This is a genomic window from Microbacterium gorillae (assembly GCF_050990725.1).
In the GTDB taxonomy this organism is placed as follows: Bacteria; Actinomycetota; Actinomycetes; order Actinomycetales; family Microbacteriaceae; genus Microbacterium; species Microbacterium gorillae_A.
On record NZ_CP158844.1, the window covers coordinates 276026 to 294070 of the forward strand.

Sequence of the window (18045 nt, forward strand, 5' to 3'; positions counted from 1 at the left end):
CGGATCAGCGGACCTGCGTCACTTCGAACTGCAGGCGCGGGTGGGCGTATGCCTCCTGCGACTCGACGAGCTGGAGCTCGCGCTCCCCGGAGTCCAGCGTGTTCTGCAGCAGGTCGAACACACTCGAGACCGTGCGCGCGAGGGCGGTGGCTGCGGAACGGGTCTCCAGATAGTGCGCGGTGAACAGCGCCGCCGTGACGTCGCCGGACCCGTTGGCCTTCATCGGCAGGTGTGGGGTCTGCACGATCCACGCTCCAGAGTCGTCGACGGCGAGCATCTCGATGGTGCCCTCCGGACGGTCGGGGCGCTCGACGCTGGTCACCAGCACGATCGACGGACCCATCGCACGCGCGGCGTCCACGGAGGCGAGCGTTGATTCCAGCGTGTCCGGTTCGGTGCCGGTGAGGAAGCCGAGTTCGAACTGGTTCGGGGTGATGATGTCCGCCGCCGGCACGACCTTCTCGCGCAGCAGCACGGGGATGGCGGGCGCGACGAAGCATCCCGACTTCGCGTTACCCATCACCGGATCGCACGCGTACAGAGCGTTGGGGTTGGCGGCCTTCACGCGGGCCACGGCGTCGAGGATCACATCGCCGATGCCCTCCCCGCCCTGATATCCGCTCAGCACGGCATCGATGCCGCCGAACACATCGCGCTCTTCGATGCCGGTGATGATCTCACGTACCTGCTCCGGATCCAGCAGCGGTCCGCGCCAGGCACCGTAGCCGGTGTGGTTCGAGAAGTTGACGGTGGGAACCGGGAGGACTTCGACGCCGATCCGCTGCAGCGGAAAGACGGCCGCGGAGTTGCCGACGTGCCCGTAGGCGACCGCGGACTGGATCGAGAGGATCTTCATCCCTCCATGATCCCACCCGCGACGGGCGCGCTGCGCCGGTCTCAGATACGGCGGGTCCGGGCGAGAGGGGCGACTGTTGGTGAGACCACCGCTGGTGATGGTCTCAGAAACAGCACACACGGCCGGGGAAGTCGGCAGAGTCTGAGACCGGTGGCTGGTGGCTGGTGGCTGGTGGCTGGTGGCTGGTGGCTGGTGGCTGGTGGCTGGTCGCTGGCGGCTTGGTGGGCTCGCGGCGGGGTGGGTTTGGTGGGCGTCGGAGCGTCGGAGCGTCGGAGCGTCGGAGCGTCGTGGCGTCGGGTGGCGCAGGTCACGGCGGCGGCGGCGTAGCGTGACGTCATGACGACACGACTGGCCACCCTTCTCGGAATCGAATCACCCATCGTTCTCGGTCCGTTCGGCGGGCTGTCGTCGGTGGACCTCACCGCCGCGGTGAGCAATGCAGGCGGGCTCGGCTCCTACGGGCTGTACGGCTATGACGCCGATCGGATCACACGCACTGTTGCGGAACTGCGCGAGCGGACCGGCCGTCCCCTCGCCCTCAATCTCTGGATTCCGACCGGCGATGAGGTCGTGCCCGACGATGTGGACTGGGACGCCGCAACGACGGCCCTGGCCCCGCTGTTCGACGCCGTGGGGCTGGACATCCCGGAACGGCCGGCGCGGTTCCTGCCCGACATCGACGAGCAGCTCGACGCGGTCATCGCGGCGCGGCCCGCTGTGCTCAGCCTGGTGTTCGGTGTCCCGGAACCCCGGGTGATGGATCGCCTTCATGACGCTGGCATCGTGGTGGTCGGAACCGCGACGACGCCGGCCGAAGCGGTCTTCCTGGAGAGCGCGGGAGTGGATGCCGTTGTGGCGACGGGGTTGGAAGCCGGTGGGCATCGGGTGTCGTTCCTGGCGCCGGCGGAGGAGTCTCTGATCGGCTCGATGGCGCTGGTTCCCGCCGTGGTCGACGCCGTATCCGTGCCGGTGATCGCGGCGGGCGGGATCACGGATCGTCGTGGCGTCGCGGCCGCGTTCGCCCTCGGTGCGGACGGTGTGCAGGTGGGCACGGCGTTCCTCCGCGCGATCGAGTCCGCGGCGCCGGCTTCGCATCGCGCTGCGCTCGCGGCCGTCCCCGAGACCGGAACCGTGCTGACGCGGGCCATGAGTGGTCGTCTCGCGCGTGGCGTCCGCAACGCTGCCGTCGCCGCGATCGAGGACGGCGGTTCCGTTGCTCCGTTCCCGGTGCAGAACTGGCTCACGGGGCGATTCCGCGCGCGTGCCGCCGAGCTCGACCGCGGTGACCTGCTCTCACTGTGGGCGGGTCAGGGTGCGCTGGTGCATTCTTCAACGGCGACCCCCTCTGCTGCCGCCGTGTTCGCCGAACTCGCCGCCGGCCTTCCGCGCTGACCCTCGCTTCGCAAGCAGCAAAAAAGACGAGTGGTCGTCACGCTTGCGGGCAGATCCCGCCGATTCGCTAGTCTACGAGAATGACCCGAATCGAAGGAGAGTCGGCGCAAGCCAAAGGCGCGGACGGAGCTCGAAGAGCGAAGCGCTGGCTTGAGTCAACTACCCGGGTGAATGCGCAATGGGTCAACCCCGACCCTCCCGCCGTCGCAAAGCTTCGTTTCTCATGGCCTCACGGAAACCAGAACTTCTCTTTTGATCTGGGCGGCCTTCTTCGATACGGCGAGTATGACGGCCAGATGTTCTTCGCGGAGTGCAAGAACTATGACAACCCGAACGACCTCCCAACGCACTACTCGAAGTTTCTCGCACAGTGCTACGTCGCGTACCTCGACAAGCCCGGCATGTGCGACAACTTCATGTGGCTCGCATGGAGCCCCCACTCCATTCAGAAGTGGTCGAAGCTCACGAGCGCTGACTACGTGAGGGAGCATGTTCTGGCCCATCGCTCCCGTGTTTTTGGAGTCGAAGATCTCGCTGAAGCTGAGGCGCTGATCGACGAAGCGGCAGTGTCGGCGGTTGCTGACAGACTCTGGTTGATCATCCTCTCCGAGAAGCAGGAGTCGCTGGTGATCTCCGGCGAACACCGAGGCGTCATCGAAAACTATGAGGCAAGGAGGGCTGTCTGATGGGCGACAGATCAAACTTTGCTGCGCAGATTCACGAGGGACTGTTCGACCCATCGCCTCGCGAATCAATCTTCAGGGTCAAGGATGCGGTGGCTCGTGAGCTGGCCGCATTGGACAGCACCGCTCGCGTCCGTTCTACTGACTTCTTCAACCACAGTTTTGCGCCGGACTTCATCCTGACCTGGCCCGACGAGTCGACCCGTCGCGTCTACCTTCGCTTCACATATGACCTCGACTCGCTTGCGGATGATGTGGCCCTTATCGACTCGCCTTCGCCCCTGATCTTTGGGTTGACCAGCGAGGAAGCGGTCAAGGCGCGGCCCGTCGTTGATAAGGCGATTGCGGACACGTCCGCGATGTTCACCGAACCCGCGGCGCTTGAACGACTCATCGATCGAAAGCAATCGGACTCGACGGCGAATATGCTCAGCAATGCGCTTGCGCAAGGCGGACGAGGCTCATTCGTAGCTGACGAAGCAGTTGAACTCGCGGCGGCGGTTTCGCGCGGTTTCGAGGGAGCCGCCCAAGTCCAGCGCGAGCCCACTGCCGAAGCCATTGAGGCCATCAACGATCGACTGGACGGCCCACAGGCATGGCGAATGAACCGAGTTTTGCAGGCGGTATGGGAGGGGAGCGAAGGTTCGCTCTCACACTTCCCCGGCATCGCCGACACCTCTGGGCATCTGAACGCAGAATCACTGCAGTACCTCGTAAAGTACATGCGGACCGCGGATCGAAGATTCTGGAAGCGCGTGGGACGTAGACTGCGCCTCGCAGACCTCGAATCCCTTGATTTCACGACTGACTCCGAGAACATCCAGCATCTGATCCAAGCGAACCTTGACGTCATCCCGGCTCGCGCAGCCATCGTTCGGTCTGACGGGTTTGAACTCGAAAGAGCGACGAACTCACCACTCTTCAGCTGGTCACGGCAAGGCCGCCATCTCGCGTTCAATGCGCCAAGCACCTTCGTGATCGTTGGTGCAGCAAAGAAGGATCTTGAGGGCGTGGAACTGGAGAGCGCTCAGCCGGTGTCCATCGACCAATTCGCTGAGCGATCAATTGGTTTTGACCTAGTCGAGGTCAATCTTAGGTCCGGGCACACCCAATTCATCTCAAAGAACGACGAGGGCAAGATCACCCCGGAGCTTCTTCGCAACGTCTCCGAGGCCGTCGGCGGCTCAGTCGAGGTTGGGCAGGCCATTGTCGCCACCAGATCCGGCCGGGTGACGATCGACCTTCCAACCCAAGAGGGCGCAGGCGTGACGCGCAGCAATCTGCTCATGGCTGACCTGCTCTGCGCGACGTTGCCCCTAGTTTCGCCGATGACCCAGGAACACCGGGACGCGCTCGTGGACCACTTGGGCTACGAAATCGACATCGGGCAGACGCCGATGGACTTCAGCGGCTTAAATGACTGGGATGCAGCGCCTTCATCCGATGCAAATTCTGAGCACGCGTCGACCACTCATTTACTGGAATTCACGGCACATCCTCTCGATGCCACGGACTCGACGAACGTAGTGCGGCCGGCTGAGGGAGATGCCAGCGAAGAGTGATCGGCGGTCGAGGCCGAAACTGTCGCGTCCGGGGGATTTGGTGCCGGGCTCGTCGCAGGCCTGTTGACCCTTGAATTCCGTACTTGTGATTGTGCCGCAGCTATGACCTCCCGGCCACGGACAGCACGTCCGATCTCCGGTCGTCGTTGAGATCGAAACCGAAGAACCTTGTCAGCGTCCGAGCCGTACGTGACTAGGTTTCACCCATACGCAAGCCGTAACACTCCTCAGCGCGACTTGCATGTGAGAGCACTCGGCCTTCGCCTCCTTGCGTCAGCCTGTCCGGGCCATCCTCCATAGTGGCTTGCGCGCTCATGATCTTGCGTAAACCACCTCCCGCGAGACTTCCGTCTGTGGGCGAGAAACGCCGCAACGCGATGATTCTCGCCCACAGACAGAAGTCTCGCGGGTCATGGGTTTCGTGACGCGGTTTGACGTTGCACCGATCCCGGGGTGCTGTCGCGGGGATACGGTCGAAGTATGAGTCCGGACTTCCCCGATCAGCTGCATGCGGACGCGCCCCACGTGGACGCCCAGGTCACGGCGGAGCTGTTCAAGCTCGCGTTCCGCGGGCACCCGGGCGGCGTCGCCGTCATCACGGCGGACGCCGGATCAGGACCGGTCGCGCTGACCGCAACGTCGGTCGCGTCCGTGAACGCCGATCCGCCGCTGCTGATGTTCTCCGTCACCACGCTCTCGTCCGCCACGAAGGTGATCGTCGAAGCCGACACGGTCGTTGTGCACCTGCTCGACGTCCAGGACCTGGAGCTCGCGCAGATCGGAGCGACCAAGGGCATCGATCGCTTCGCCGACACCGAATCCTGGACCCGCCTGTCCACGGGCGAAACGGTGTTCCACGGGGTGCGGGCGTGGCTGCGGTGTCAGATCATCGACACCATCGACGCCGACGGATCCACCGTGATCGCGGCGCGCGTGCTGCAGGTGGGGATGAACCGCGACGTCACGGCGGGCGACACCACCGACTCCCTCGCGTACGTCAACCGTCGCTGGCACCGCCTCGGCGACCACTCCGCCATCGACGCCCCCACCACGCGTCCCACGGCATAGCTGACCGACGCGAACGGAGGGGATTTCCTCGAAACGAGGGCGATTTCCCCGGCTCGGTCAGAATCTCGACGCATCATCCTCGTTTCGTGCGGCACGCCACGCCGGGTCCGCGCGCAGCCACGGGATGCGGCACGCCACGCGCACGGGATTCACGCCGCGCCGCGCGTGCCTGCCGTGTCTCGACGCCCCACCCCTCCCCGCCGCGCCGCGGCTACGGCGCGCGAAGCTCACGCAGTAGCCCGACGAAACGATCGAGACCCGTTGATCCCAGCGTCGAGAAGAACTCCACATCGGCATCTTCCACGGCGCGATTCGCCGCGTTGATCAGCGTCTCGGCCTTGTCCGTGAGCGTCACGAGAACGGCTCGGCGATCGGTCGGATGCGGCAGCCGCGTGACGAGCGAACGCTGCTCCAGGCCCCGCAGCACCTGGGAGGTCATCATCGCGTCGGTCCCCGCGGCATCCGAGAGCTGGCGCTGTGTCACCGGTGCGGGCTGCAAGGACAGCAGCGTTGCGAGCAAGACGAACTGGACATGTGTAAGGTCCTGCGGTGCGAGCGCCGCGCGGACACGCCGCTGCCAGGCGTTCGTGACCTGCCACAGCAGGAAACCGGGGCTGGCGTCGGCTTCCGGGAAGCGAGACTCCAGCCCGCTCATGCGCGCATCGCCTCGCGGATGATCGCCACGTCGCCGGGAACGAGCTCGATCAGCCCGAGCCGGAGCCGATAGCCCCAGTTGGCGCCGGCGGTGAGGTCGAGGTGAGGTCGCAGCTCGTCGAGCGTCACGGGGGAGCCGACCTCGTAGTCGATCCTGCGGCGAAACGGACGGAAGTCTCCCTCATCGGCCTGCCAGATGATGTCATCGGGGAAGGTCCCGATCGCCGTAAAGGACTTCAGGCCGTCGGGTTCCCCGCGGACGGTGGTGGGCGAGTAGTAGATCAGCGTGTCACCGGCTTTCATCCGCGCGAGTGGGGCGCGCTGGCCGTGATTGATCTGCGCGATCCCGAGGTCAATGCCGCGCTGCACGTGCTGGGCGGACACCACGCCGAGCCACCCGCGACTCATGCTGCACTCACCTGCGCCAGCATGCCCTCGAGGTTGCGCCGGGCGGCGGACGCGAACGGGCGGCGCAACACGATCGCCCATAGCGCGCTCAGGGGACCGCTGACGCCGATGGTCACGGATGCGCGACTTCCCGTTTCTTGACGCTCGACCTCGTGCCGAAACGACAGGATCGCCCCCGGCAGACGTGAGGTGGTGGTGAACAGCCGATCGGGATCGACCTGCGTGATGGTGAAAGAGGTGGCGGGCCCCGCGGCAGGGCGCATCCAGCCGCGCGCGCCCTCTCGCGGCTCGCCCATGAACCGGACCTCGGCGACGTCCGGGTCCCAGTGAATCCAATCCTGCGGCGTGGCCCAGAGACGATAGACGGCGGTCGGCGAGTGCGGCGTGTGGCTGTGATGCGTACTGAGGATTCTCACGGGAATAGTATGCGCGCTTATTAACTTCGGAGTCAAGCCGACAGGAATAGGCTCGAGGGGTGCTGGGCGTGGAGGAACTGACCTGGGGAACCCTGATCCTCATCGTGCTCGCGGGGTTCGCCGCGGGTTGGATCGACGCTGTCGTCGGCGGGGGAGGGCTGCTGCAGCTGCCCGCGCTGCTGCTCGTGCCCGGGCTCGCGCCGGTGCAGGCGCTTGCGACTAACAAGCTGGCCTCGATCTTCGGGACCACCACGAGCGCGGTCACGTTCTTCCGGCGCGCGAAACCGGACCTGCGAACGGCGCTGCCGATGGCGTTCGTCGCGCTCTGCGGATCGCTGGGCGGTGCCTTCGTCGCCACCGTGCTGCCGTCATCGGCGTTCAAGCCGATCATCATCATCGCCCTCGTGGTGGTCGCGATCATCACGGCGGTGCGGCCGCAGCTGGGACGTGAGGCGGCGCTGCGCTTCCACGGACACCGCCACTACGCGGTCGCGATCGCCGTCGGCGCGGCGATCGGCTTCTACGACGGGATGATCGGCCCCGGCACAGGCAGCTTCCTCGTGATCGCCCTGGTGGGCCTGCTCGGCTACGACTTTCTGCAGGCGAGCGCGAAGTCCAAGATCGTGAACGTCGCCACCAACCTCGGCGCGCTGCTGCTGTTCATCCCGCACGGTTCGGTGATCTGGGGGCTCGGGATCGTGCTGGGCGTCGCCAACATGCTGGGCGGGTATCTGGGCTCGCGGATGGCGATCGCCCGCGGCACCGGCTTCATCCGGGCGGCGTTCCTCATCGTCGTCTCGGTGCTGATCCTCAAGCTGGGCTTCGACGTGTGGAACGAGAACGTCGCCCCGGCCCTCGCAGGCTGAGGCGACGTTCCGAATCCGATCAGGACGCTGCGCGTTCCCGAGCGCGGAGATCCTTGCGCAGGATCTTGCCGGCGGAGGACTTCGGAACGGCCTCGATGAACTCGACGCGTCGGACCTTCTTGTGCGGCGCGACGTGCTCGGCGACGAAGGCCATCACATCCTCCGCGGTGAGTCCCGAATCCGGTGCCGCGACAACGAACGCCTTCGGAATCTCCTGGTGGTCCTCGTCATCCACGCCGATGACCGCGGCGTCCATGATCTTCGGATGCTGCAGCAGCAGCGCCTCCAGCTCGGCGGGCGCGATCTGGTAGCCCTTGTACTTGATGAGCTCCTTCAGGCGATCCACGATCGTGTAGTAGCCGTCGCGGTGCGCCTTCGCGATGTCCCCGGTGTGCAGGAAGCCCTCGGCGTCGAGCGTCTCGGCGGTGGCGTCGGGACGGTTGAGATAGCCGACCATCACGTTCGGACCGCGCAGCCACATTTCGCCGGGCTCGGTGAACCCGTCTTCGCCGAACTCCGTGAGCTCCGCGCCGGTCTCGGCATCGACCAGCTTGCACTGCATGTTGGGCAGGAGGCGGCCGATGGAGCTGATCGGACTGGTCTCGTCATCGAAGCCGATCATGTGCGATGCCGGGCTCATCTCGGTCATGCCGTAGCCCTGACGGATCTTCGACTTCACCCGGGTGGCGGCCAGCGTCGCGGTGTCGCCGTCGAGGGCCGCGGCACCGGAGAACAACATCCGGATGCTGGAGATGTCGTACTGGTCGACGATCGGGTGCTTCGCGAGCGCCACGGCGATGGGAGGCGCCACGAAGACGTAGGTGCACTGGTGCTTCTGGATCAGCTCCAAGAACTGGACCAGGTCGAATCGCGGCATGGGCACGAGGGCGGCGCGCTGGATCAGCGCGAGGTTCAGCAGCACCGTCATCCCGTAGATGTGGAAGAACGGCAGCACCGCCAGCACGCGATCATCGGCGGTCACGTCGAGCATGATGTCTGCCTGCTGGACGTTGGCGACGAGGTTGCGATGGGTCAGCATCACACCCTTCGGAAGACCGGTGGTTCCCGACGAATAGGGGAGCACGGCGATGTGTGTGGCGGGATCGAACGAGACGTCCGGGGCGGGGTGCTGCTCGACGAGCAGATCGCGCAGGCTCGGATGCCCCTCGGCACCGTCCATGACGATGAGGTGATCGTCATCGATTCCGTGCTCGGCCGCCGCGGCCTTCGCCTGCGCGAGGAAGGGGGAGATGGTGACGAGCCAGGTGGCTCCGGCATCGCGCAGCTGGTGGCCGATCTCCTCGGCGGTGTACAGCGCATTGATGGTGGTGACGGTCAGGCCCGCGCGCAGTGCGCCGTGGAACACCGTGGCGAACGCCGGGATGTTGGGGCTCAGCAACGCGAGCGTGCTGTCGACGCCCGCTCCGCGCGCGGCCAGCGCACCGGCGAAGGCGTTGATCTGGGCACGCAGTGCGCCGTAGCTCGTCTCAGCTCCGCTGGCCGGATCGATGAACGCGATGCGGGCCGCATCCTCATCCGTCAGGTCGGCGAACAGATAGTCGTAGATGGTGACATCGGGAATGTCCACGTCGGGGAAGGTGCTCTCGAACACAGGGAACTCCATCGTTCAGGCGGCCTCGGTGCCGCTACTCAGGATTCAAGCACGTGAGCCGCGTCTACAGCGCGCGAAAACGTGCACGCCTCTACCCTGACAGCCGCGTGGCGAGGCGACCCGGCGGGGCTTCGGCGGCGCGGACCGCGGTGGCGTCGTCGATGAGCTGTCGGTTGCGCAGGTCGGCGATCGCGCGCAGCAGATCCTCGCGGATCGCGGCGAGTCGCTGTGCGGGGAGGGCTGCGAGGCTCGTCGCCAGTGCGGCGGGCCGGTGTCGAGTTCCCAGCCAGCGCCTCAGCCGCTGCGGCTCCGAACCGTGACCGAGACAGTCCAGCACGCCGGGCTCGGCATGGAACGCGGCAGCTTCGATCCGTTGCCAGTCGCCGGGCTCGAGCCGTCGCAGCCCGCGCACCAGGGTGGTCGCCGGTCCTGCGTGCTCCATCGACATGTCGGGGAGCGTAGCGGGCGCGCAAGTCCACAGGATGAACGATGGACGAACCTGACGGTGGGGTGGGAGTCCGCGCGGAACGCTGCCCGGACCGTGATTGTGCACGATGCACGGCCTAGGCTCGGACGACCACAACGTGAGGAGTGATCATGGCGCAGAAAACGGAAGTCGCGGCCGTGGATGCCGTGGATCTGGTGCGGTACTCGGGGCTCTGGTACGAGATCGGCAGGCTCCCGCTGCTGCAGGAACCCACCGATGGCGCGGACATCACGGCCGAGTACACCCTGCTGGATGACGGCTCGGTGCGAGTCGACAACCGCTCGTTCGACGGGGATGCTCAGCCGCGTCGGGCCGTGGGGATTGCGCGCGCGTCGGACGGTGCGTTCAGCCGTCTGAAGGTGTCTTTCCTCCCGCAGGCGCTGCGGTGGATCCCCTTCACCGAGGGGGACTACTGGGTGCTCAAGATCGATGCGGACTACACCGTGGCACTGGTGGGCACGCCGGATCGCAAGCACCTGTGGCTGTTGTCTCGCACGCCGCGGCTATCCGGTGAGGTGGAGTCGGAGTTCTTGATGGAAGCACAGCGGCAGGGCTTCGATCTGGCGGCGTGGATCCATCCTGTGCAGACCGGCGGGCGCGTCACCGACGACATGGTGGAATGAGCTTGCGTCTGCCCCGGGGTCAGGGCTGAACCTCGTCTTGTCGGCGGCCGTCGCCGACGCGATGAGGAAGAGGACATGGTGCGATTCACGATCGGCGAGTTCGCCGCACTGACCGGGCTCACGCCCAAGGCGCTGCGGATCTACGACCGACTCGACCTGCTCGCGCCCGCCGCAGTCGATCCCCTGACGGGATACCGCAGTTATGCGCCTGAGCAGGTGGAGCGCGCGCGGCTGGTGGCGGCACTGCGTCGCGTGGGCGTACCGCTGGCACGCATCCGCATCATCGCGGATCTGCCTGCCGCGGCCGCTGCCGCTGAGCTGACGTCGTATTGGCGTCAGACCGAGGCGGATCTGCGGTCGCGGCGCGTCGTCGTGCACGGACTCATCGCTGACCTTCGGGAACAGGAGATCGAGATGACCACGACGAAGACGCCCGCGCTGCGGGTAGAGACACTGCTGCTGCAGGGGAGCCGGTCCGAACAGGACGACGCCGTGATGGTGACGGATCACACGTGGGCGGTCGCGGACGGATTCGGGCCCCGCGGTGGGGAGGTTGCGCATCGGGCGCTCGACGCGGTTCGCCAGGCGGGAGGCCGGGCCGATGCGCTCGAGGCGGCGTTCGCGACCGAAACGGATGCGGACAGCGGCTGCACCCTGACCGTGGTGGCGCTGTCCGGCGATGTGGCCACCATCGCGCACCTCGGCGACTCGCGCGCCTGGCTGGCGCGCGACGGTGTGCTGCGACAGCTCACCTTCGATCACTCCGAGGTCGCGACGCTGGTGGAGGAGGGGCGTCTGAGCGACGAAGAGGCCCGGCTGCACCCGCGTCGTGCTGTGCTCAACCGCGCCATCGCCGCCGGGCTTCCCGCCGAACCCGACGTGACGGGGGTACGCGTCACGCGCGGTGATCGCCTCCTGCTGAGCACTGACGGCGTCCACGCTGTCTTGCCGCCGGCGCGCATCGAGGAGCTCCTCACGGCGGAGAGGGGCGTGGCCGCAGTGCGCGACGATCTCCTCGTGGCGATCGAGCACGCCGGAGCGCCGGACAACGCCGCCGCGGTGATCATCGAGCTCGGTGACTGAGAAGCCTCAGGCCGGGAGCGAGACCTCCGCGTAGAGGCCGCCGCCGGGGCGCGGCTGCAGCTGGAGCGAACCACCGTGCGCGCGCACGATGGACGCCGTGATGGCCAGTCCCAGCCCGACCCCGGCGGTGTCGCCCTCGGCCCGGCGCGCGGTGCGCTCGCCGCGGGCGAACGGCTCCGTGAACGTGGCGACGACATCCGCACTGAGCTCCGCCCCGGTGTTCTCCACCGTGAGCACCGCGCGTCCGCCGGGCCGAACCTCGGTGCAGACCCAGACCGTCGGCTCTGTGGTGCCGCTGTAGGCGATCGCGTTGCCGATGAGGTTGGCTGCGAGCCGCACCAGGAGGACCGGATCACCGCTGGTCGGTGCCGGATCGCAGCGCTCGATCAGGGTGACACCACGCCGTTCGGCCAGCGGAAGGGCGGACTCCAGTGCTTCTTCCGCCGCGAGCGACAGGTCGGTGGGCACCCGGCTGACCGCCACGTTGTCGACGCGGGAGAGCAGCAGCAGCGCCTCGATCGTGGCGGACGCTCGATCGTTCACGCTGGCCAATCGCGCGATCAGCTGCTCGGTGTCCGCGTTGGGGTCCGTGGCCGCCACCTCCAGCATCGTGCGGGTCACCGCCAGCGGGGTGCGCAGCTCGTGAGAGGCGTTCGCCGCGAAGCGACGCTGCTCGTTCAGACGTCCTTCCACCTGCGCCACCATGTCGTCGAACACGTCGGCCAGGTCATGCAGCTCGTCTCCCGCGCCCGGCATCGCGATGCGGTGTGACAGCGAGCCCTGACTCACGAGCCGCGCCGCATCGGTGATGGCGTGCACCGGTCGCAGCATGCGCCCGGCGAGGAACCAGCCGCCGACGAAACCGGCGAGCACGACGATCGCGTAGGCCAGGGTGGCGCGGGGAAGAAACGCGTTGAGGAGATCCTGCTGGTTGGGAATCCATCCCCGGTTCGCGTCGTTCAGCGGTCCCGTCGGCACGTACCGCACCGCGTAGGCCAGCGCGACCGCCCAGATCACCCCGCCGGCGAGGGCGGCCACGCCCGCGTACGTGAGCGTGAGCTTCATGCGGATCGAGAGACCCCGCGGGCGGTACGGAATGTTCATGCGTTCTCGCCGAAGCGGTAGCCCACACCCGCCACGGTGTGGATGAGGCCTGGTTCGCCCAGCCGCTTGCGCAGCGCCGAGATGGTGATGCGCACGGCGTTGGTGAACGGGTCGGCGTTCTCATCCCACGCACGGGCGAGCAGATCCTCCGCGCTCACCACGCCGCCCTCCGCGCTCATCAGCACCTCCAGCACGGCGAACTGCTTGCGCGTGAGAGGGATGTAGCGCCCGTCGCGATAGACCTCGCGCCGGAAGGTGTCCAGTTTCAGACCGGCGGCCTCGTGTACGGGCGGCAGCGTGGCTCGCGGACGACGTGCCAGCGCGCGCAGCCGCAGCACCAGCTCACGCAGTACGAACGGCTTGGTGAGGTAGTCGTCGGCGCCGAGCTCGAAGCCGCTCTCCTTGTCGTCCAGCCGATCGGCGGCGGTCGCCATGAGGATGCGCGTGCCCACGCCGGACGCGATGATGTGGCGGGCGATCTCGTCGCCGGACGGGCCCGGGATGTCGCGATCCAGCACCACCGCGTCGTAGGTGTTGATCGCGAGCAGTTCGAGCGCAGCGTCACCGTCGAGGGCGAGGTCCGCGGCGATCGCCTCCAGCCGCAGGCCATCACGAATGGCCTCGGCCAGGAAAGGCTCGTCCTCCACGATCAGCACTCGCATGATCTGAGCCTACGGATCGCGGTGTATCGCGGGCGTATCGATTTCGGCATACGCCCTGGCAACACGCGCTCGCGTGGAATGACCACTATGAACCGCACCCAGACCCGACCCCCGTTCGTCCTCCGCCTCACCCTCGTCGCCCTCGTGCTGACTCTCCTGATCTGCGTGGTGGCCGCCGCCGTCTCTCAGGCGCTGTCACCGCGACCCGCGGTGGCGGGACAGATCGAGCCGACCGGTGCGATCGGTGCTGCGGACGGCATGGTTCCGGATGGTGAGCCTCTGGACACCGACGGCTCGGAAGCCGCGATCGCGGGGCTGAATCGGGAGCTGTTGGCGGCACTCCGCGAGGCGGCCGCTGCCGCGGAGGCCGACGGGATCGACCTGCGCGTGACCAGTGGCTGGCGCACGGAGCGGTATCAGCAGAAGCTCCTGGACGACGCCGTCGCCGACTACGGCAGTGCCGAGGAAGCCGCGCGGTGGGTGGCGACGCCGAAGACCTCCGCGCACGTGCGCGGTGAAGCGGTGGACATCGGCTTCACCGACGCGTACTACTGGCTGATGCAGTACGGCGCGCAGTGGGGACTGTGCAACGTGTACAACAACGAGCCCTGGCACTTCGAGCTCACCGGCACGGATGAGTCCGGAGCGTGTCCTGTGCCGTTCACGGATCCCACAGAGGATCCGCGACTGCAGGGCTGATCAGCGGACGACGGCGATGACGGATGTGGGACGTGCCAGCACCTCGGTGCTGACCGAACCGAGCAGGAACCGGGCGATCGCCCCGCGACCGTGGCTGCCGACCACCGCCAGACGCGCCGTGCGCGCGTGGCTGAGGATCACCGCAGACGGGAATCCCGCCTCGACCTCCACGCGTACCTCGAGTTCCGGATGGGCCTCCCGAATGCCGGCGACAGCCGCGGTGACCGTCTCCTCGGTGAGCGTCTGCAGCGACTCCTTGTACTCACTGGTGATGAGCACGGGGCTGGAGACCGCCTGCAGCGGGGTCCAGACGCCGAGAGCGATGAGCGGCTCCCCCAGACGGACAGCCTCGTCGGCGGCGAAGGCGATCGCGGCCGCGGAGATGGAGGATCCGTCGACACCCACCACCACACCCGAGCGCTCCCGCTCCACGATCTCCGCGACCACCACCACCGGGCACGCCGCTCCCGCCGTGATTCGCGAACCATGCTCGCCGCGCGCACGCTGGTCGTCGGCCAGTCGGTCGCTGCCGATCACGAGGAGTGCGACATCCTTCGAGCGATCCAGCAGGATGCGAACCGGATCACCGCTGATCGCCTCCGTGGTGATCGAGAGTCCCGCCTCGCGTCGGGGGCGCACGATCTCGATCAGCCGCTGCTCGGTCTGGAACTCGCGTTCCTCGCGTGCGGCCTGATCGCCCACGCTTCCGGTCGCGCCGCCGATGACGGAGATGACGTGGAGCTCCTGGCCCAGCGCGGCCGCGCGTTCCGCGGCCCAGTCGAAGGCTCGCAGGCCCGCGTCGCTGTCGGTGATTCCTACGAGGATGGTGTTGCTGCCCATGATTCCCGTCCCTTCATGACGAGCATCTCGCATCGACTGACGGGGGGCAATGCCACGAGCCGTGAATATGGACGAGAGTCGCTCACGGGGTGGCTCACCGGCTTCGACAGACGACGAACGGGAGGTGTTGTGACCTCCCGTTGTATCCAGGATACGCCAGGGAGGGGGCCTTGCCGCAAGGGCCCCTCGCGGGTGCACAATGGTGAACTCTGCGCCGTCGCGGACCCGGTGCGTACCCGTTGGCGCCGCGTCCGCCGGCTCGTGTGAAACCGGAGTTGATGCCTTGTCTCGTTCCCCGTTCGCCCTCCCCGACTCCCTCTCCTTTAAGAACACCCCCGCGCTCATCGGACCCGACGAACAGCGCTTTGCTCAGATCGCCGCGGCGATCGATCACCAGCTCCTCGACACCGCGCGGAGGCTGGCCGATGCCTCCCGCGTCGGAGGCAGCAACAACCAGGAGCGCCTCGATCGCGACTTCGCCGTGCACCGGCTGGCGGCGCGTCTGCGGATGCTGCAGCGGTTCGGCGTGGACCTCTGCCTCGGACGGATGACCCCGGCCGACGGATCCGAACCCATCTGGATCGGGCGTCTCGGCCTGGCCGATGCGGATGGAAATCGACTGCTGATCGACTGGCGCACGCCCGCGGCGGAACCGTTCTTCGGTGCGACCCACCTGGATCCGATGGGTCTCGCCAGCCGCCGCCGCTATCGGTGGACCAGCGGGCGGATCACCGACTACTGGGATGAGGGGTTCACCCCCGAAGCGCTCACCGACGGAGCAGCACTGGATGATCAGTCCGCGTTCATCGCGAGTCTCGGTTCCAGCCGCTCGGCGCGCATGCGTGACGTGCTCGGCACGATTCAGGCCGATCAGGACGCCATCATCCGCGACGAGTCGCACGGCGCACTCGTCGTGGACGGCGGGCCGGGAACCGGCAAGACCGTGGTGGCGCTGCACCGAGCCGCGTACCTGCTGTACGCGGATCCACGACTTGACGAACGTCGCGGCGGCGTTCTCTTCATCGGGCCGCATCAGCCGTACCTCTCCTATGTGGAGGACGTGCTGCCGAGTCTCGGTGAGGAAGGCGTTCGGATCGGCACGCTGGACCACCTTGTTCCCGAGTCCGCTTTCGCCGTCCCCGAGACCGACGCTCGAGTGCGGGAATTGAAGCAGTCGCTGGCTCTGGTTTCGGCTGTGGAGGATGCCGTTCCGTTCTTCGAGCAGGTGCCGCAGCAGGACATGGTCATCGAGACCGAGTGGGCCGACATGCGCATCACCCCGGGCGACTGGGAGCGCGCGATGCAGGCCGTCGAGTACGGCGAGGTTCACAACGAGGCCCGCGGTGCGGTGTGGGAGGAGATGCTGCGCATCCTCGTGTATCGCTACGGGGAGGACGCGGCCAACGCCCGCTACCTGCGCCGCGCGCTGGAGCGCGATGACGAGCTGACCGCCGCATTCGATGCCGTGTGGCCGATCCTCGAGGCCGGCGATGTGCTGGCGCGGCTGTTCTCGGATCCGGAGGCGCTCGCGGCCGTCGCTCCGTCGCTGTCTGCGCAGGAGGTCGCACTGCTGCAGCGGGAGGATCCGCGGGCCTGGACCGATGCCGACCTTCCCCTTCTGGACGCCGTGCGGCTCCGGGTGGGCGACCCTGGTCGGTTCGCGGCGCAGCGTGAGCGTGACGCGGCGGAAGCCGTCGAGCGCAAGTACCGGGCCGAGATCGTCGAGTATCTGGTCGATGCCGACGACGACGGCGAGGGGGCGATCATGATGCTGCGCGGCGAAGACAGCGCCGCTCTCCGCGAGAAGCTGGTGGACTGGGATTCGCTGCCCGGGTTCGCGCGGGATGAGGTGTCGCGGCAGTTCGCGCACATCGTCGTGGATGAGGCGCAGGAACTCACCGACGCCCAGTGGGCGATGCTGTTGCGCCGCGATCCATCGCGCAGCTTCACCGTGGTCGGTGATCGAGCACAGGCCCGCGCTGGGTTCACCGAATCGTGGCGCGAACGATTGGAGCGGGTCGGGATCCGTGACGTGCGTGAGCGCGGGCTGACGGTGAACTACCGCACCCCGTCCGAGGTGATGGAGGCGGCCGCGCCCGTGATCCGCGCTGTGCTGCCGGACGCGAACGTGCCGACGTCGGTGCGTGAGTCGGGCATTCCGGTGCGGCACGGATCGGTGTCCGAGCGCGACGACGTGCTGCGGGTGTGGCTGCAGAATCACCCGCAGGGGCTCGCCGCGGTCATCGCGGATGAGTCGTTCGCGTCGTCCGCTTTCGCCTCGCATGACCGCGTCCGCTCCCTCACGCCGGTGACGGCGAAGGGTCTGGAGTTCGACCTCGTGATCATCATGCGCCCGGAGGCCTTCGGCGACGGCATCACGGGCGCCGTGGATCTCTACGTCGCGATGACCCGCCCCACGCAGGAGCTGGTGCTGCTGTCGTAACCCGCAGGTTCTTCGTCTCGCTCGCGTGGTTGCTGAGCGAGCGGAGCGAGACGAAGCGGCTGTGCTGGGTCGTGACGTGCGTCGTTGATGTCGGCCCGTCGTCTCGCTGGCGCTCGCTCAGGAACCGACCGCGCGGGTGACAAGGGCGGCGATGCGTTCCTCGTCAGCGGCCGAGATATCGGTGATGGCGTAGACGATGGGCCACATCGTGCCCTCGTCGAGCGTGGCGGCGTTCTCGAAGCCGAGCGAGTTGTAGTGGTCGCGGAACTTGCTCGCGTTCTTGAACCAGCAGATGACCTTGCCGTCCAGCGCATACGCGGGCATGCCGTACCAGGTGCGGGCCTGCAGCTGCGGGGCGGCGTCAAGCACGACAGCGTGCACACGCTCCGCGACGGCGCGCTCATCGTCCGGCAGCTTGGCGATCGCGTCAAGCACGTCCTGCAGCTCGGCGGCTGCCTTGTCCTCGGCTGCGGCGCGCTTCTTCTCCGCGCGGAGCTCGGCGGAGCGCGCCTTCACGGCGGCGCGTTCGGTGGCGGACATACGTCCTTCGGTGGTGTCGCTCATGGCGTCTCCTTTTCGTCTGACGC

Annotated in this window: 20 protein-coding genes; 10 read left to right on the forward strand and 10 right to left on the reverse strand. The window is 67.2% G+C overall.

Annotated features, from left to right (window positions below; genetic code table 11):
- Nucleotides 1–4: 4 nt before the first annotated feature.
- Entirely contained in the window at nt 5–856 is an 852-nt protein-coding gene (gene pdxY, locus ABTV68_RS01295; RefSeq protein ID WP_433675812.1) for a pyridoxal kinase PdxY, read from the reverse strand.
- Nucleotides 857–1006: 150 nt separating this feature from the next.
- Between pdxY and ABTV68_RS01300 the strand changes: the two genes are divergently transcribed.
- The 5 genes from ABTV68_RS01300 (at nt 1007) to ABTV68_RS01320 (ending at nt 5561) form a co-directional block, all read left to right on the forward strand.
- A complete protein-coding gene (locus ABTV68_RS01300) occupies nt 1007–1183 on the forward strand; it encodes a hypothetical protein (RefSeq protein WP_433675813.1) in 177 nt (58 codons plus the stop codon).
- A 9-nt stretch (nt 1184–1192) separates the two neighbouring features.
- Entirely contained in the window at nt 1193–2248 is a 1056-nt protein-coding gene (locus ABTV68_RS01305; RefSeq protein ID WP_433675814.1) for an NAD(P)H-dependent flavin oxidoreductase, read from the forward strand.
- Nucleotides 2249–2328: 80 nt separating this feature from the next.
- The gene (locus tag ABTV68_RS01310; protein ID WP_433675815.1) at nt 2329–2934 is read left to right on the forward strand and encodes a hypothetical protein; all 606 of its coding nucleotides are present in this window, start codon (nt 2329–2331) and stop codon (nt 2932–2934) included.
- Nucleotides 2934–4493, forward strand: coding sequence for a hypothetical protein (locus tag ABTV68_RS01315; RefSeq protein WP_433675816.1), 1560 nt, complete (start codon nt 2934–2936; stop codon nt 4491–4493). Before ABTV68_RS01310 ends, ABTV68_RS01315 begins: the two co-directional genes overlap by 1 nt.
- A gap of 480 nt (nt 4494–4973) precedes the next feature.
- Complete coding sequence (locus ABTV68_RS01320) at nt 4974–5561, forward strand: flavin reductase family protein (protein ID WP_433675817.1); 588 nt, start codon at nt 4974–4976, stop codon at nt 5559–5561.
- A 211-nt stretch (nt 5562–5772) separates the two neighbouring features.
- Here ABTV68_RS01320 and ABTV68_RS01325 read toward each other — a convergent pair whose 3' ends face one another.
- From ABTV68_RS01325 to ABTV68_RS01335, 3 genes are read right to left on the reverse strand one after another with little or no spacing between them, the layout of a single operon-like run.
- A complete protein-coding gene (locus tag ABTV68_RS01325) occupies nt 5773–6216 on the reverse strand; it encodes a MarR family winged helix-turn-helix transcriptional regulator (protein WP_433675818.1) in 444 nt (147 codons plus the stop codon).
- Nucleotides 6213–6623 (reverse strand): EVE domain-containing protein, encoded by a 411-nt coding sequence (locus ABTV68_RS01330; RefSeq protein ID WP_433675819.1) that lies wholly within the window; start codon nt 6621–6623, stop codon nt 6213–6215. Before ABTV68_RS01330 ends, ABTV68_RS01325 begins: the two co-directional genes overlap by 4 nt.
- On the reverse strand, nt 6620–7039 hold the full coding sequence (locus tag ABTV68_RS01335) for an SRPBCC family protein (RefSeq protein ID WP_433675820.1): 420 nt from the start codon (nt 7037–7039) through the stop codon (nt 6620–6622). Before ABTV68_RS01335 ends, ABTV68_RS01330 begins: the two co-directional genes overlap by 4 nt.
- A gap of 59 nt (nt 7040–7098) precedes the next feature.
- On the opposite strand from ABTV68_RS01335, the gene ABTV68_RS01340 reads away from it, so the two are divergent.
- On the forward strand, nt 7099–7905 hold the full coding sequence (locus ABTV68_RS01340; RefSeq protein WP_433675821.1) for a sulfite exporter TauE/SafE family protein: 807 nt from the start codon (nt 7099–7101) through the stop codon (nt 7903–7905).
- A 19-nt stretch (nt 7906–7924) separates the two neighbouring features.
- Here the strand turns inward: ABTV68_RS01340 and ABTV68_RS01345 are convergent, their stop codons facing one another.
- Together ABTV68_RS01345 and ABTV68_RS01350 are read right to left on the reverse strand one after the other, a co-directional pair.
- Nucleotides 7925–9517, reverse strand: coding sequence for an AMP-binding protein (locus ABTV68_RS01345; RefSeq protein WP_433675822.1), 1593 nt, complete (start codon nt 9515–9517; stop codon nt 7925–7927).
- A gap of 91 nt (nt 9518–9608) precedes the next feature.
- Complete coding sequence (locus tag ABTV68_RS01350) at nt 9609–9965, reverse strand: hypothetical protein (RefSeq protein WP_433675823.1); 357 nt, start codon at nt 9963–9965, stop codon at nt 9609–9611.
- Between the two features lie 149 nt (nt 9966–10114).
- On the opposite strand from ABTV68_RS01350, the gene ABTV68_RS01355 reads away from it, so the two are divergent.
- Nucleotides 10115–10627, forward strand: a complete 513-nt coding sequence (locus tag ABTV68_RS01355) for a lipocalin family protein (protein ID WP_433675824.1) — start codon at nt 10115–10117, stop codon at nt 10625–10627.
- 75 nt (nt 10628–10702) lie between these two features.
- Complete coding sequence (locus ABTV68_RS01360; RefSeq protein ID WP_433675825.1) at nt 10703–11710, forward strand: MerR family transcriptional regulator; 1008 nt, start codon at nt 10703–10705, stop codon at nt 11708–11710.
- Between the two features lie 6 nt (nt 11711–11716).
- Here ABTV68_RS01360 and ABTV68_RS01365 read toward each other — a convergent pair whose 3' ends face one another.
- The gene (locus tag ABTV68_RS01365; RefSeq protein ID WP_433675826.1) at nt 11717–12814 is read right to left on the reverse strand and encodes a sensor histidine kinase; all 1098 of its coding nucleotides are present in this window, start codon (nt 12812–12814) and stop codon (nt 11717–11719) included.
- Nucleotides 12811–13476, reverse strand: a complete 666-nt coding sequence (locus ABTV68_RS01370; RefSeq protein ID WP_433675827.1) for a response regulator transcription factor — start codon at nt 13474–13476, stop codon at nt 12811–12813. Before ABTV68_RS01370 ends, ABTV68_RS01365 begins: the two co-directional genes overlap by 4 nt.
- A gap of 87 nt (nt 13477–13563) precedes the next feature.
- On the opposite strand from ABTV68_RS01370, the gene ABTV68_RS01375 reads away from it, so the two are divergent.
- Complete coding sequence (locus ABTV68_RS01375) at nt 13564–14175, forward strand: M15 family metallopeptidase (RefSeq protein ID WP_433675828.1); 612 nt, start codon at nt 13564–13566, stop codon at nt 14173–14175.
- On the opposite strand, the gene ABTV68_RS01380 is transcribed toward ABTV68_RS01375, so the two are convergent.
- On the reverse strand, nt 14176–15015 hold the full coding sequence (locus tag ABTV68_RS01380; RefSeq protein ID WP_433675829.1) for a universal stress protein: 840 nt from the start codon (nt 15013–15015) through the stop codon (nt 14176–14178).
- A gap of 283 nt (nt 15016–15298) precedes the next feature.
- Between ABTV68_RS01380 and helR the strand changes: the two genes are divergently transcribed.
- Nucleotides 15299–17458, forward strand: a complete 2160-nt coding sequence (gene helR, locus ABTV68_RS01385) for an RNA polymerase recycling motor ATPase HelR (RefSeq protein WP_433675830.1) — start codon at nt 15299–15301, stop codon at nt 17456–17458.
- A 117-nt stretch (nt 17459–17575) separates the two neighbouring features.
- Here the strand turns inward: helR and ABTV68_RS01390 are convergent, their stop codons facing one another.
- Complete coding sequence (locus tag ABTV68_RS01390; RefSeq protein WP_433675831.1) at nt 17576–18022, reverse strand: iron chaperone; 447 nt, start codon at nt 18020–18022, stop codon at nt 17576–17578.
- Between the last annotated feature and the right edge of the window lie 23 nt (nt 18023–18045).